We start from the raw sequence: 14,295 nt of genomic DNA, 5'->3' as shown, positions 1-14,295 counted from the left end.
TGGCTCAGGCGGCGGCCGCGAAGGCGGCCAGCTCGACCGGCTCGCCGGCGATGTGGGCTTCGAAGGCCTCGTCGTCGGCGTAGGTCATTTCCAGCCGGCGGTAGATCAGGGCGTCGAGTTGCACGAATTCAGCGCCGGCCTGCGCGCCGTCCATCGACAGGGCATAAAGGCGGTCGAGAAGCTGCTGGTTGTTCGACATGAGGATTCCCCTTGGCTGGTAGGGAGGTAAAAGCAGGATGCGTGCCAACCTCCGGCATCCCATTCCCCCTGTGGAAAGCCAATCCGCTCACAGATCGGCCATGTCCAGCCGGCTATAACCTGCGCACAGGGTCAGAACCTGCCGCGCATTGCGTCAGAACCCGTCACCTTTCCACCCGGAGCATCCCAATGAGCACGGACATCCAGCACGACAGCGCCCATAAGCGCTTCATCACCACCGTCGACGGCCACCAGGCCTATGTGGAATACGAGCGCCAGGGCGGCGTCATGACCATCACCCACACCATCGTGCCGTCGGCCATCGGCGGGCGGGGCATCGCCAGCGACCTGGTCCGGCAGGCCATGGACCACGCGCGGGCGGACGGGCTGCGGGTTGAACCGGCCTGTTCCTACGCCGATGCCTGGCTCCGGAAGCACCCGGATTACGCCGATCTGCGAAACTGAACAGGATGCTGCAATGCGTCGATACATTCGCCATCAACATGGTGTATGGTGCGCGAACTGTTTATAGCGGGATCACGGGACATTGTGATCTGATGCGGTTGATCGTGTGATCGCTCCATCGCTTGCGTGTTGCCCCTTGCTCGACAGTCCGGCCAACGTGCCGTGTTTCCATCCAAACTGTTTCAAGGAGTAACACCATGTCTGATCGTCAGACCGGTACCGTCAAGTGGTTCAACGACGCCAAGGGCTTCGGCTTCATCACGCCGGAAAGCGGCGCTGACCTGTTCGTGCACTTCCGTTCCATCCAGGGCACCGGCTTCAAGTCGCTGCAGGAAGGCCAGAAGGTCTCGTTCAAGGTTGTGCAGGGCCAGAAGGGCCTGCAGGCCGACGAAGTCCAGCCGCTCTGATCCCAGAACGGCGACAAAGTTGAAAAGAAGCCCGGCGCAAGCCGGGCTTCTGCTTTCTGGGGTTGATGCGCTATCGTTGCGCGCTTCTGATTCCGCCGTCACGCTTGGCCCGTTAGGCTGGCACACCCTTCCCCCGAGTTGCAGCTCCCAGTCCATGCGCCGAATCCTGACCGTCACCCTCCTGGCCCTTTGCATCGGCGCCTGCCAGAAGGATGCGGACGTACCCGCGACGCCGACCGCGACGGGCAATACCGCTGCAGCCGCGTCGGCGCCCTTGAAGGACGTCATCGAGCGCACCCCGAAGTATCTGGTCGGGATCACCTTCCCGCCGGTCGCCAACCAGCATGCGCCGCTGGCCCGCGCGCTGCGCGATTACGCCGATGCCGCCCGTGACGATCTGCTTGAGGCGGCGAAGGAAGCCGACGCCACCGGGCAGGGCAGCGTGCCCTACGACCTGAGCCTCAACTTCACCGATATCAGCCCGCGCCCCGACGTCGTCGTGATCGCCGCCGACGGCAGCCTGTACACCGGCGGCGCCCATGGCATTCCGCTGATCGCGCGCTTCACCTACCTGCCCGAAGAGAAGCGCCTGCTGCAGGCCGGCGACCTGGTCACCAGCGAGGAAGGCTGGAAGGCGATTTCCGACTACGTCCGCAAGGAGCTGGCCGACGAGGTCGGCAAGCGCCTGGTCGAGGACGATGTGCCGGAAGAAGACCGCGCCGAGATCGTCAAGAACGCCGCCGGCATGATCGAGCAGGGCACCGCGCCGGATGCCCAGAGCTTCGCCCAGTTCGAGCCGATCCCGTCGGCCGACGGCAAGTGGTTCGGGCTGCGCTTCGTGTTCCCGCCTTACCAGGTGGGTCCGTATTCGGACGGCACCCAGACCGTGGACGTCCCGGCTTCGGTGCTCAAGCCCTGGCTGGCACCGGCCTACAAGGCGCGCTTCACCGGCGGCTGAGCGCCGCCGGCTTCGTCCAGGGCCTCAGCGGGCCAGCGCGTGCGCCAGGTCGGCGCGCAGGTCCTCGACATCCTCCACACCCACGCTCAGGCGGACCAGGTTGTCGCCGATGCCGATCTCGGCGCGGCGCTCGGCCGGCACGCTGGCATGCGTCATCACTGCCGGGTGGTTGGCGAGGCTTTCCACGCCGCCCAGTGACTCGGCCAGGGTGAAGACCTCCAGCCGCTCGCAGAAACGCTTGGCCGCGTCGAAGCCGCCATCCAGATACACCGAAATGATCCCGCCGAAGCCGGCCATCTGCCGCTTCGCCAGTTCATGCTGCGGATGCGAGGGCAGGCCCGGATAGAGCACGCGCTCGACCCCCGCCTGGCCTTCCAGCCACTGCGCCAGTGCCAGCGCGTTGGCGTTGTGCGCCTGCATGCGCAGATGCAGCGTCTTCAGCCCGCGCAGGGCGAGGAAGCTGTCGAACGGGCCCTGCACGCCACCGATGGAGTTCTGCAGGAAGGCGAGCTTGTCCGCCAGTTCCGCGTTGTCGCCGACCACCAGCATGCCGCCGACCATGTCGGAGTGGCCGTTGAGATATTTGGTGGCCGAGTGCATGACGATGTCGGCGCCCAGCGCCAGCGGCCGCTGCACGATGGGCGAGGCGAAGGTGTTGTCCACCACCATCAGCAGTCCGTGTTCGCGGGCGATGGCGGCGACGGCTTCCAGATCGACGATCTTGAGCGTCGGGTTGGTCGGCGTTTCCACCCAAAGCATCCGGGTGTTCGGCTTGATCGCGGCGCGGATGGTGGCCGGATCGGTCATGTCGACGTAGCTGAAGTCGAGGTTGGCGCTGCGCCTGCGCACGCGTTCGAACAGCCGGTAGCTGCCGCCGTACAGGTCGTCCATCGCCACCACGTGGTCGCCGGAATCCAGCAGTTCCAGCACGGTGGACGTGGCCGCCAGCCCGGAGGCGAAAGCGAAGCCGCGGGTGCCGCCCTCGATGGCCGCCGCGCCGCGTTCCCAGGCGAACCGGGTCGGGTTGTGGCTGCGCGAATATTCGAAGCCCTGGTGCACGCCGGGGCTGGACTGCGCGTAGGTGCTGGTGGCGTAGATCGGCGGCATCACCGCGCCGGTGGAGGGATCGACTTTCTGGCCGCCGTGGATGGCGATGGTGCCGGGTTTCCAGTTCGGGTTGTTCTTCGACATGACGTTCTTTTCGGGTGGCGGCGTGCGTCAGGCGACGCGACGGCGCAGGTAGTTGAGGAGGTCGATGCGGGTGATCAGGCCAAGGAAGCGTTCGCCGTCGTTGACGATGGCGACATGGCCGCGGTCGAACACCGGCAGCAGGGCTTCGATGGGCGCCTTGACGTCGAGCGCGTCCAGCTTCTTGACCATCGCCGAGGACACCGGCTCGCGGAAGCGCGATTCGTCGCCGTAGACGTGCAGCAGTACGTCGCTCTCGTCGACCATGCCGACGATGCGGTCGCCGTCCATCACCGGCAGCTGGGAGATGTCGTAGAGCTTCATGCGCTGGTACGCGGTCAGCAGCAGGTCGTCGGGCTTGACCACCACCGTGTCGCGGTTGCTGTACGGGCGCAGGATGAGATCGCGCAGGTCGCCGAACTGCTCGCGCTCGGTGAAGCCGTTGTCGCGCATCCAGTCGTCGTTGTACATCTTCGACAGGTACTTGTTGCCGGTGTCGCAGACGAAGGTCAGCACGTTCTTCGGCGTGGTCTGCTCACGGCAGTAGCGCAGCGCGGCGGCCAGCAGGGTGCCGGTGGACGAACCGCCGAGGATGCCTTCGGCTTCCAGCAGCGTGCGCGCGGTCTGGAAGCTCTCGCGGTCGCTGATCGCGTAGGCCTGCTTGACCCGGCTGAAATCGGAGATGCCGGGCAGGAAATCCTCGCCGATGCCTTCCACCATCCAGCTCGCCGACTTGTCCGCCAGCGTGCCGCGGTTGATGTATTCCTCAAGGATCGAACCGACCGGGTCGGCCAGCACAAGCTCGGTGCCGGGCGACTGCTCGGCGAAGCAACGCGACAGGCCGGTCATGGTGCCGGAGCTGCCGCAGCCGAAGACGATGGCATCCAGCCCACCCACGTCGGCCATCTGCGAGAGGATTTCCGGGCCGGTGCCGAACTCGTGCGCGGCCGGGTTGTCGGGGTTGCCGAACTGGTTGATGAAGTAGGCGCCCGGCGTCTCGTCGGCGATCGACTTGGCCAGGTCCTGGTAGTACTCGGGGTGGCCCTTGGCGACATCCGAGCGGGTCAGCACCACCTGCGCGCCCATCGCCTTGAGGTTGAAGATCTTCTCGCGGCTCATCTTGTCGGGCACGACCAGGATCAGCTTGTAGCCCTTCTGCCGGGCGACCAGCGCCAGGCCGAGGCCGGTATTGCCCGCGGTGCCTTCGACCAGCGTGGCGCCGGGCTTGAGGTCGCCGCGCTTCTCCGCGGCCTCGATCATCGACACGCCGATGCGGTCCTTGATGGAGCCGCCGGGGTTGTGGTTTTCCAGCTTGAGAAACAGCCGGCACGGGCCGGTGTCGAGGTGGTGGGCTTCGACGATGGGTGTGTTGCCGATCAGCGACAACACCGAGGAATGGACGGACATGGATCTTTCCGGGAGCAGTTGGGAAACCGCCCCGGCTGTCAGGCGCGGGGCGGTGGTGGGGATCAGCGCTTCTTCGGGGTGGCGGTCAGGCCACGGCGCTCGAGCAGGTACTTGATCTCGGGTTCCTGGCCGGAGAAGTCGCGGAACAGCTGCAGCGCATCCTTGCTGCCGCCCCGCGAGAGCAGGGTCTGGCGGAAGCGGTCGCCGTTGGCGCGGGTCAGGCCGCCATGCGACTTGATCCAGGCGACGGTGGTGGCGTCGAGCACTTCCGACCAGATGTAGGCGTAATAGCCGGCCGCGTAGCCACCCATGATGTGGCTGAAGTAGTTGGTGCGGTAGCGCGGCGGCACGGCGGCGTAATCCAGCCCGACGCGCTTCAGGGCATCGGCTTCGTAGCCGAGGATGCCGGCGGCGTCCGGCAGCTGCGCGGCCGGCACCTGGTGGTAGGCCTGGTCGAGCAGGGCGGCACCCAGGTACTCGGTGGTGGCGAAGCCTTGGTTGAACTGGTCCGCCGCCAGCACCTTGTCCAGCAGCGCCTTCGGCATCGCCTCGCCGGTCTGCCAGTGCACGGCATAGCTCGACAGCACCGACGGCCAGGTCGCGCCCATCTCGTGCACCTGCGACGGGAACTCCACGAAGTCGCGCGGCACGTTGGTGCCGGAGAAGTACGGGTACTTCACATCCGAGAACATGCCGTGCAGGACATGGCCGAACTCGTGGAACGAGGTGTTGACGTCATCCCAGGTCATCAGCGCCGGCTTGCCTTCGCTCGGCTTGGTGATGTTGAGGTGGAAGGCCACCACCGGGTGCGTGCCCAGCAGGCCGGACTGGTCCACGTAGGAGCTCATCCACGCGCCACCGCGCTTGGACGGGCGCGCGTAGGGGTCCACCAGCACCAGCGCCAGCGGCGAGCCGTCGGCGTTGAAGGCCTCGTACGCCTTGACGTCGGGGTGGTAGGTCGGCAGGTCGGGACGCGCCTTGAAGGTCACGCCGTAGAAATCGCCGACGAACTTGAACACGCCCTTTTCCAGCACATTGTTCAATTCGAGGTAGGGCTTGAGCTGGGATTCGTCGAAGTCGTACTCGGCCTTGCGCACCTTCTCGGTGTAGAAGTCCCAGTCCCACGGTTGCAGCTTGAAGCCGGGCTGGCCCTTGGCCTTCTGCTCGCGGTCGATCATCGCCTGCAGCTTGGCGCCTTCCTTGCGGGCATTGGCGACGGCGGCGGGCGCGAGCTGCGACAGCATCCTGTTCACCGCTTCAGGGTTCTTGGCGGTCTCGTCGGCCAGCGCGTAGGCGGCGTAGTTCGGGTAGCCCATGATCGCCGCGCGCTCGGCACGCAGCTTGGCCACGCGCGAGACGATATCGCGGTTGTCCCACTGGTTGCCGCGGCTGCCACGCGCCAGCGAGGCCTTCATGATGCGCTCGCGCAGGGCACGGTTCTCCAGCTGGCCCAGCAGCGGCTGGCCGGTGGTGTTGAGCAGGGCGATGCGGTACTTGCCTTCCTGGCCCTTGGCCTTGGCGGCATCGGCGAGCACCTGGATCTGTTCGTCGCTGAGGCCGGCCAGTTCATCGCGGCTGTCCACGACCACCGCGGAATCATTCACCTCGGCCAGCACGTTCTGGCTGAACTTGGTGGTGAGGGTGGCCATCTCGCTGTTGATCGCCTTGACGCGTTCCTTCTGCTCCGGCGTCAGGTTGGCGCCGGCCCGGACGAAGTCGTCGTAGTACTTCTCGACCAGGCGCAGGCTTTCGGCATCCAGGCCTGCCTTCGCCCGGTTGTCGTAGACCGACTTCACCCGCGCGAACAACGCGTCGTTGAGGTAGATCGCGTCGCGGTGGGCCGAGAACTTCGGCGCGTAGTCGGAGCGGATCTTCTCGCGGGCGTCGTTGGTGTCGGCGCTGGACAGGTTGAAGAACACGGAGGTGGCGCGGCCCAGCAGCTGGCCGGTGCGCTCCATCGCCACGATGGTGTTGTCGAAGGTGGCGGCTTCGGGGTTCTTGGCGATGGCGTCGATCTCAGCCTTCTGGTCGGCCATGCCGCGGTCGAAGGCCGGGGCGAAGTCGCCGTCCTTGATCTTGTCGAACTGCGGGTACTGCCACTGCAGCGTGCTGGGCGCGAAGAAGGGATTGGCGGCGGGCATGGGAGCGGCCTCGGACGGGGCGGCGGCGCCTTCCGCGGCCGGAGCCGGGGAGGTGGCGCAGGCGGCGAGCGTGGTGGACAGGGCCAGCGTCAGCGCGCTGGCGAGCAGGCGGCGGGTGGGGCGATGCGACATCGGGGCTACCTCTGCATTCGTGAAACCGTCAGGGTAGCGCATCCCGCCATCCCCACCCCCTGCCAGAGGTTGGCGCGACCGGGGCGGATGAACGAACGGGAACGGTGTTCACGCGCCGCCAACCATGCGCGGCCGAAGCTGCGGGCCACCCCCACCTGGAGAGCCCAAATGGCCGATATCACCAGCGTCATGACCGCCAATCCCTGCTGCTGCCGGGAGAACACCCCGCTCAAGGACGTGGCCCAGATGATGATCGACAACGACTGCGGGATGATCCCGGTGGTCGATGCCGACAACAAGCCGGTCGGCACCGTGACCGACCGCGACATCACCACCCGCGTGGTCGCCGCCGGCAAGGACGCCTCCGCCGCCTGCGCCTGCGACGCCATGACATCCCCCATCAAGACCGTCACCGATGCCACCAGCCTGTACGACGCCACCTGTGTGATGGAGGCGGAGAAGATCCGCCGCGTCATCGTGGTGGACGGCGACGGCAAGCTGGCCGGCGTGGCCGCGCTGGCCGACCTGGCGCTGGCCGGCAAGAACGAGGCCACCGCCCAGGTGGTCAAGGAAGTCTCGGAGCCCGGCCGCAAGTCCTGATCCCCGGCCCATCCGCCCCATACAGAAGGCCCGGCATGTCCGGGCCTTTTGCTGCCCCGCGACAGGCAGCGGCCACGCGGCGGGCATAGACTCGGGCCTCCACGCAGACTCGGGGTATGTCATGGGGATGTTCCATCGGATAGGTGCCGGGCTGGCCATCGCCGCCGGGCTGCTCGCGCTCCCGGCCTTCGCCGCCAGCACCGTCAGGTACGTGATGCTGGTCGATGGCGGCAAGCAGGCCGGCCACCACAGCGTGACCACCGGCGATGACGGCGTCTCGCGCAGCGAGTACTACTTCAAGGACAACGGCCGCGGGCCGGAGCTGAAGGAGGAATTCTCCTTCCTGCCCGATGGCGGCTTCCGCCACTACCACGTGAGCGGCAAGACCACCTTCGGCGCCAAGGTGGACGAGCGCTACGACGCGGTCGATGGCCGCGCCACCTGGAACTCCGGCATCGACACCGGCGACCAGCCGCTGGTGAAGGGCGCCTTCTATGCGCCGCTCAACGACGGCTTCGGCACGTTCTCCGCGCTGGTGCAGGCCATGGCCGCCAACCCCGAAGGCAGCGTGGCGCTGATCCCGCACGGCACGCTGAAGATGCGCGAGATCGACCGCATGCCGGTCAGCCGCAACGGCCAGTCGCAGCCCGTCCGGCTGATGCAGCTGACCGGCTTCGGCTTCACCCCCACCTATGTCTGGATCACCGACGACCCCAAGCCGCGCTTCTTCGGCTTCATCGCGCCCGGCTGGATGCAGATGGTGGAAGAGGGCTGGCAGGCCAACGCCGGCGCCATGGAAACGCGCCAGAAGGCGGCGGAGTCCAAGGCGCTGCTCGACCTGCAGACCCGCATGGCCCATCGCATCAGCGGCGCCACGCTGATCCACAACGTGCGCGTGTTCGACAGCGCCACCGCCACGCTTTCGGCGCCCAGCTCGGTGCTGATCCGCGACGGCAAAATCGTCCGCGTCGGCGCCGGTGACTGGTCCAGCGCCGACCACGGCCAGACCATGGACGACCACCTCGGCATCCAGCAGACGTTGGATGGCGGCGGCCGCGTGCTGATGCCGGGCCTGTTCGACATGCACGCGCACATGGACCGCTGGAGCGGCGGGCTGGACATCGCCGCCGGCGTGACCAGCGTGCGCGACATGGGCAACGACAACGCCACCCTGCAGGAAACCATGCGGATGGAGCGCGACGGTTCGTTGCTGATGCCGCGCATCGTCGCCGCCGGTTTCCTTGAAGGCGAAAGCCCGATGTCGGCCCGCAACGGCTTTGTCGTCAAGGACCTGGCCGGCGCGAAGAAAGCCGTGGACTGGTACGCCGAACACGGCTACCCGTAGATCAAGATCTACAACTCCTTCCCCAAGGCCATCCTCAAGGACACCGTGGCCTATGCGCACGGCAAGGGCCTGCGGGTCAGCGGCCACATCCCGGTGTACCTGCGTGCGCAGGACGCGGTGGATGCCGGCTACGACGAGATCCAGCACATCAATCAGGTGCTGCTCAACTTCCTGGTCAAGCCCGATACCGACACCCGCACGCTGGAGCGCTTCTACCTGCCGGCACGCGAAGTGGCCGGGATGGATTTCGATGCCAAGCCGGTGCAGGACTACATCGCCATGCTGGCGAAGAAGCAGATCGTCATCGATCCCACCCTGACCGCGTTCCAGTTCCTGGCCCAGCGCAACGGCCAGCAGTCGGCTTCCTTCGTGGGGGTGGAGGACCACCTGCCGCCGAGCGTGGTGCGCACCGGCAAGGTCGCCCAGCTGGAGATCCCGGATGACGCCACCGCCGCGCGCTTCCGCCAGTCGACCGACAAACTGGGCGACTTCACCGCACGCCTGTACCGCGCCGGTGTGCCGCTGGTGGCTGGCACCGACGACGTGCCCGGATTCGCGCTGCTGCGCGAGCTGGAGCTGTACGTGCAGGCCGGGCTGACCCCCGCCGAAGTGCTGCAGATCGCCACCCGCAACGGCGCGAAGTACTCCTACGTGGACAAGACGCTGGGTTCGGTGGAAGCGGGCAAGACCGCCGATCTGATCCTGGTCGATGGCGACCCGACCACGAACATCAGCGACCTCCGCAAGGTGGCCACGGTGATCAAGGGCGACGTCATCTACTACCCCAGCGAGATCCACACCGAACTCGGCATCAAGCCCTTCGCCGAGCCGGTGCGCCCGGTGTCGCAGGCGGCGGCCAAGTGACCACCGCGTTCGACTTCAACGCTCTCGACATCGAGGGCCGCGACCGCAGCCTGCGCGAGTTCGAAGGGAAGGTCCTGCTGATCGTCAACGTGGCCAGCCGATGCGGCTTCACCCCGCAATACGCCGGCCTGCAGCAGCTCTGGGAAACGTACCGCGAGCGCGGGCTGGTGGTCCTCGGCTTCCCCTGCGACCAGTTCGGCCACCAGGAGCCGGGCAGCGAGGCGGAGATCGCGTCCTTCTGCCGGCTCGACTACGGCGTGGACTTCCCGATGTTCGCGAAGGTCGATGTGAACGGTGCGAACGCGCATCTGCTGTGGACGTGGCTGAAGACGCAGAAGGGCGGCTTCCTCGGCATCGGCGCGATCAAGTGGAACTTCAGCAAGTTCCTGGTCGGGCGCGATGGCCGGGTGATCGAACGCTACGCGCCCAACGACGCGCCGGCCTCGCTGGCCCAGGACATCGAGGCCGCGCTGGGCTGAGCGCGCAGCGCCAGCCAGCCGAGCGCGAGGCTGGCCACGACCGTCAGCCAGAACACCCGCTGGAACGCCGGCTTGCGGTTCTTGTGCCGCAGCACGCGCTGGGCGAGCAGGGCGCCCGGCCAGCCGCCGGCCAGGGCGATCAGGTGCAGGGTGCGTTCCGGGGTGCGGCGGGCGCCGCGCCGTTGCGCCGCGCGCTTGTCGATGGCGTAGATGGCGAAGGCCAGCAGGCTCATCGCCCCCACCCAACCGGCCAGCCAGGGCGGCGGCAGCGCCACGGCCTACTTCTCGACGAAGGCGCGCTCGAAGACGTATTCGCCCGGCGTGCCGATGCGCGGCGCGGCGGTGAAGCCGCGTGCATCCAGCAGTTCGCGGAAGTCGGCGAGCATCGCCGGGCTGCCGCAGACCATGGCGCGGTCGTGGGCGGCATCCAGCGGCTCAAGGCCCAGGAATCGCGGGATGCGGCCATCGGCCAGCATCTCGGTGATGCGGCCCCGGTGGTCGTTGCCGGCGTATTCGAACGGCTCGCGCGACACGGCGGGGAAATACAGCAGCCGGTCGCGGACGATCTCGCCCAGCAGCTCGTGGTTGGGCAGGGTGGTCTCGAAGAATTCGCGGTAGGCCAGATCCTCCGCGCCGCGTACGCCGTGGCAGACGATGACCTTCTCGAAGCGCTCGTAGGTTTCCGGGTCCTGCACGATCGACAGCCACGGCGCCATGCCGGTGCCGGTGCCCAGCAGGTACAGGTTGCGGCCCGCGTGCAGGTCGGAGATCAGCAGCGTGCCGGTGGGCTTGCGGCTGACCAGCAGGGTGTCGCCGGGCTTCAGGTGCTGCAGGCGCGAGGTCAGCGGCCCGTCCTGCACCTTGATGCTGAAGAAATGCAGGGTCTCTTCCCAGTTGGCGCTGGCCACCGAATACGCGCGCACCAGCGGCTTGACCCGGCCGTCCGGCGTCTCCACCAGCAGGCCGATCATCACGAACTGGCCGTTGTCGAAGCGCAGGCCCGGGTCGCGGGTGGTGGTGAAGCTGAAATAGGCATCGGTCCAGTGGTGGACGTCGAGCACGGTCTCGGTGAAGTACGGCGATTCGGACATGGGGGTCGCGTGATAGGCAATCCGGCCATTTTACCGGCCCCGGCCGCGCGGGTTTGATCGCCGGCAAACCGTGTCGGTTTCAGCCGGGCGATATCGCCTCGTCCAGCGCCGCCTCGCCCAGTTCGGGCCGGGCACGGTCACGCGCCACTTCCGCCTGCACATCGTCCAGGTGCGCGTTGGCGATCAGCCCCAGCGAGGCCGCGTGTCCGGCGATGGCGCGGCTGTCGCGCACCCGCAGCATCGGCACCCGGGTCGCGCCGACGCGCTGGATGTGGCCGTCCACCCGCAGGTCGCGGTCGGAATCGGCATCCGGGTCCACGTCGCGGATGTAGATGGCGGCGATGCGGTCGCCGTGCGTGCGCGCGGCCTCGGCGTACAGCTCGGCATCGGCCTGGCCGGAGTCGCCCAGCAGCACCCAGCGCCGCTCGGGGAAGCGGGCGATCAGCGCGTTCGCGCGTTCCAGCTTGTGGCCGTGGCCGCGCGTCTTCAGGAACTTGCCCTCGTCGGTGCCCAGGTCGCGCAGGAACATCGGTCCGGCGGGAATGCCGTTGAGTTCCATGAAGTCTTCCAGCAGGTCGTAGAGGTTCCAGGGGGAACTCGAGACATAGAAGATCGGCGTCCGGCCGCGCCCGTCGGCGCCGGCCTGCAGCGCGTGGTAGAGCTTGGCCACCCCTTCGAGCGGCTTGCGGGTCCGCGCGTTGTGCAGGAAGGTCAGCTGCGCGGCGGTCTTCCAGTGGGTGATGCCGCTCTGCAGGACGGTGTCGTCGATGTCGGAGATCACCCCGATGCCCGGCCCCGGCGCGACCTGCAGCACCGGCTGCGGCGTGTTGAGGCGGCCATCGGGCAGGCTGGCACTGGCGTTCTCCCACAACGCGTCGCCCAGCGGCCGGGCGGGGACGAGCGATGCCGCGTAGTACCCCTCGTGGTCGGTGACGGCGGCCTGCTCCACGCCTTCGAAGCGCAGCGCGAGCGGCTGCGCGGGCACTTCGTCGCTCTCGAAGCGGCGATAGGTGTCGAGCAGGTTGTCCCACCAGCCGGCGTCCTCCAGCGGACCGCCCTCCGGCTTCTCGGCCAGCACGCGGCCCGTCAGTTCGATGCCGGCGGCGTCCCCGTACCCGCGATAGGCCGCGATATGGCGCGGTTGCTGCGCGCGGAACCGGCCGCGGAAGCGCATCCGCATCGCATCCAGATGGTCATCGGCATCGATCACCGCCCGCTGCAGGTAGTCCCGCACATGGCCGGGCCACCCCGGCTTCGGCGCATCGGCCATCAGCCCGCCCCCCGGCGCTCGGTGGGCCGGGCCTTGCGGTCGCGGAGCAGGGCGCTGACCACGATCGCCAGCCCCAGCACCACCGCGACCACGAACAACAGGAAGGCGAGCGCCGGGTAGCCGAACAGCCGCGGACCGCCCTCGCTGCGCATCAGCATGGCCGAGGCCAGGATCAGCGCCGCCACGATGATGCCGGTGCTGATGCGGTTGGCGATCTTCTGCAGGTTCTCGACCAGGTAGGAGTCCTCCAGCCCGCTCATCCGCACCGCCAGCCGGTTTTCCGCCAGCAGGGTCAGGATGTCGGAGATCTTGCGCGGCGATTCACGCACGAGCGCCTGCAGCTCCATCGCCTCGCTGGCCAGGTTGGCGGGCGAGAACGATTTTTTCAGCCGCTCGCGCATCACGTGGTCGAGATGCTCCTCGACCACCTTCTTGACGTCCATGTCGGGGTCGAGCGCGCGGGAGACGGCTTCCAGATTCAACAGCGTCTTGCCCAGCAGGCTCAGTTCCGGCGGCGTGCGCAGGCCGCAGGCGGTGCCGATCAAGGTCACGTCGAGCACCAGCCGTCCTTCCGAGGTCGTCTGCGCGCCGCTGCGGGAGGCATAGCGCGTCACCAGCTGGCCGATCTCGCGCTCGTAGCGTTCGGCGTCGAAATCCTCCAGCCGCGTGCCCATGGCGACCGCCTCCTTCGCCACTTCCTCGCCGCGGCCGTCGACCGCGGCGAAGAGCAGCTTGAGCAGCTGCTCGCGCCGCCGTGGCGGGATGTGGGCCACCATGCCCAGGTCGAGCAGGGCGACGCGCGCATCGGGCGTGACCAGCACGTTGCCGGGATGGGGATCCGCGTGCAGTTCGCCGTGGATGAACACTTGGTCCAGGTAGGCGCGCATCAGGCTGGCGGCCGGCTTGCCCAGGTCCTGCTCGGTGCGGCGCAGGCCGGACAGCTCGGTGGCCTTGATGCCTTCCACCAGCTCCATCACCAGCAGGTGCTGGCGGGTGTAGTCCCAGACCGGCACCGGCACGAACACCTCGGGGTAGCGCGCGAAGTGGGCGCCGAAACGGTCCAGGTTCTCCGCTTCCACCCGGTAGTCCAGCTCGGCCAGCAGCGTTTTCCTGAACTCGTTGACCCAGTCGGCGAAGCGCACGCGCCGGCCCAGGTCGGTATAGCGGTCGGTCTTGTCGGCCAGCGCGGCCAGGGCGTCCAGGTCCTCGCGGATGCGCGGTTCCACGCCGGGCCGCTGCACCTTGACCGCCACCCGGCGTCCGTCACGCAAAGTCGCGCGGTGCACCTGCGCCAGCGACGCGGCCCCGATGGGCGTTTCGTCGAAGTGCTCGAACAGCCGGTTGATCCGGACCCCCAACGCTTCCTCGACCACGCCGCGCACGGTGTCGAAGGGCAGCGGCTCGACCTTGTCCTGCATCCGCTCCAGCGCCGCCAGATAGGGCGCGGGCACCATGTCCGGGCGCGTCGACAGCGCCTGGCCGATCTTGATGAAGGTCGGGCCCAGCGCCTCCAGGTCGTCGACGAAGGCCTCGGGCGCGCCCTCGATGTCGGCATCGCCCGCCGCCGGCTCGGGCGTGGTCGCGGCATCGACATCCAGGCCCGAGAACACCCCGGCGTTGCGGTACTTCAGCAGGAAGCGGACGATCTGCGCCGTGCGCGCCAGCCCGCTGGCCGGTGCATCGGCGACCGGGGCAACGGGCGCGGCGGTTTGGGGATCCTGCATGGTTGTTCCTGGCGACGTGATGCCCG

At 67.8% G+C, this 14,295-nt stretch carries 15 protein-coding genes; 7 read left to right on the top strand and 8 right to left on the bottom strand.

Annotation, left to right across the window (positions count from 1 at the left end):
* Positions 1–4 precede the first annotated feature (4 nt).
* Entirely contained in the window at positions 5–199 is a 195-nt protein-coding gene (locus tag DCD74_RS04870; RefSeq protein WP_112926330.1) for a hypothetical protein, read from the bottom strand.
* 188 nt (positions 200–387) lie between these two features.
* Here DCD74_RS04870 and DCD74_RS04865 point away from each other — a divergent pair, with 188 nt between their 5' ends.
* The 3 genes from DCD74_RS04865 to DCD74_RS04855 all read left to right on the top strand — a co-directional run bounded on the left by DCD74_RS04865 (position 388) and on the right by DCD74_RS04855 (position 2,028).
* On the top strand, positions 388–663 hold the full coding sequence (locus tag DCD74_RS04865) for a GNAT family N-acetyltransferase (RefSeq protein WP_112926329.1): 276 nt from the start codon (positions 388–390) through the stop codon (positions 661–663).
* A gap of 197 nt (positions 664–860) precedes the next feature.
* Complete coding sequence (locus DCD74_RS04860; RefSeq protein WP_112926328.1) at positions 861–1,070, top strand: cold-shock protein; 210 nt, start codon at positions 861–863, stop codon at positions 1,068–1,070.
* 154 nt (positions 1,071–1,224) lie between these two features.
* Entirely contained in the window at positions 1,225–2,028 is an 804-nt protein-coding gene (locus tag DCD74_RS04855) for a DUF3298 and DUF4163 domain-containing protein (RefSeq protein ID WP_112926327.1), read from the top strand.
* Positions 2,029–2,052: 24 nt separating this feature from the next.
* Here the strand turns inward: DCD74_RS04855 and DCD74_RS04850 are convergent, their stop codons facing one another.
* From DCD74_RS04850 to DCD74_RS04840, 3 genes are all read right to left on the bottom strand, one after another.
* Positions 2,053–3,219, bottom strand: a complete 1,167-nt coding sequence (locus tag DCD74_RS04850) for a cystathionine gamma-synthase (RefSeq protein WP_112926326.1) — start codon at positions 3,217–3,219, stop codon at positions 2,053–2,055.
* A 27-nt stretch (positions 3,220–3,246) separates the two neighbouring features.
* A complete protein-coding gene (locus DCD74_RS04845) occupies positions 3,247–4,623 on the bottom strand; it encodes a pyridoxal-phosphate dependent enzyme (RefSeq protein ID WP_112926325.1) in 1,377 nt (458 codons plus the stop codon).
* 62 nt (positions 4,624–4,685) lie between these two features.
* Positions 4,686–6,896 carry a M3 family metallopeptidase gene (locus DCD74_RS04840; protein ID WP_112926324.1) on the bottom strand — a complete coding sequence of 737 codons (2,211 nt, stop codon included), beginning with the start codon at positions 6,894–6,896 and terminating at the stop codon, positions 4,686–4,688.
* A gap of 168 nt (positions 6,897–7,064) precedes the next feature.
* On the opposite strand from DCD74_RS04840, the gene DCD74_RS04835 reads away from it, so the two are divergent.
* The 4 genes from DCD74_RS04835 (at position 7,065) to DCD74_RS04820 (ending at position 10,184) form a co-directional block, all read left to right on the top strand.
* On the top strand, positions 7,065–7,496 hold the full coding sequence (locus tag DCD74_RS04835; RefSeq protein WP_162615904.1) for a CBS domain-containing protein: 432 nt from the start codon (positions 7,065–7,067) through the stop codon (positions 7,494–7,496).
* A 121-nt stretch (positions 7,497–7,617) separates the two neighbouring features.
* Positions 7,618–8,841: an amidohydrolase family protein gene (locus DCD74_RS04830; protein WP_162615903.1), complete on the top strand. Its 1,224-nt coding sequence runs from the start codon at positions 7,618–7,620 to the stop codon at positions 8,839–8,841.
* Between the two features lie 45 nt (positions 8,842–8,886).
* Positions 8,887–9,705 carry an amidohydrolase family protein gene (locus DCD74_RS04825; RefSeq protein WP_112926321.1) on the top strand — a complete coding sequence of 273 codons (819 nt, stop codon included), beginning with the start codon at positions 8,887–8,889 and terminating at the stop codon, positions 9,703–9,705.
* The gene (locus tag DCD74_RS04820; protein WP_112926320.1) at positions 9,702–10,184 is read left to right on the top strand and encodes a glutathione peroxidase; all 483 of its coding nucleotides are present in this window, start codon (positions 9,702–9,704) and stop codon (positions 10,182–10,184) included. Before DCD74_RS04825 ends, DCD74_RS04820 begins: the two co-directional genes overlap by 4 nt.
* Here the strand turns inward: DCD74_RS04820 and DCD74_RS04815 are convergent.
* From DCD74_RS04815 to DCD74_RS04800, 4 genes are all read right to left on the bottom strand, one after another.
* Positions 10,124–10,459, bottom strand: a complete 336-nt coding sequence (locus DCD74_RS04815) for a DUF1294 domain-containing protein (RefSeq protein ID WP_407072211.1) — start codon at positions 10,457–10,459, stop codon at positions 10,124–10,126. The two genes, DCD74_RS04820 and DCD74_RS04815, sit on opposite strands and share 61 nt — an antisense overlap.
* Before the next feature lie 3 nt (positions 10,460–10,462).
* Positions 10,463–11,275: a ferredoxin--NADP reductase gene (locus DCD74_RS04810; RefSeq protein WP_112926319.1), complete on the bottom strand. Its 813-nt coding sequence runs from the start codon at positions 11,273–11,275 to the stop codon at positions 10,463–10,465.
* A gap of 79 nt (positions 11,276–11,354) precedes the next feature.
* Positions 11,355–12,545, bottom strand: a complete 1,191-nt coding sequence (locus DCD74_RS04805) for an App1 family protein (protein WP_112926318.1) — start codon at positions 12,543–12,545, stop codon at positions 11,355–11,357.
* Positions 12,545–14,269: an ABC1 kinase family protein gene (locus DCD74_RS04800; protein WP_112926317.1), complete on the bottom strand. Its 1,725-nt coding sequence runs from the start codon at positions 14,267–14,269 to the stop codon at positions 12,545–12,547. The genes DCD74_RS04805 and DCD74_RS04800 overlap by 1 nt, the downstream gene beginning before the upstream one ends.
* Positions 14,270–14,295 lie beyond the last annotated feature (26 nt).

The organism is Lysobacter oculi (genome assembly GCF_003293695.1).
GTDB lineage: Bacteria > Pseudomonadota > Gammaproteobacteria > Xanthomonadales > Xanthomonadaceae > Solilutibacter > Solilutibacter oculi.
This window is presented reverse-complemented; position numbering and strand designations above follow the sequence as displayed.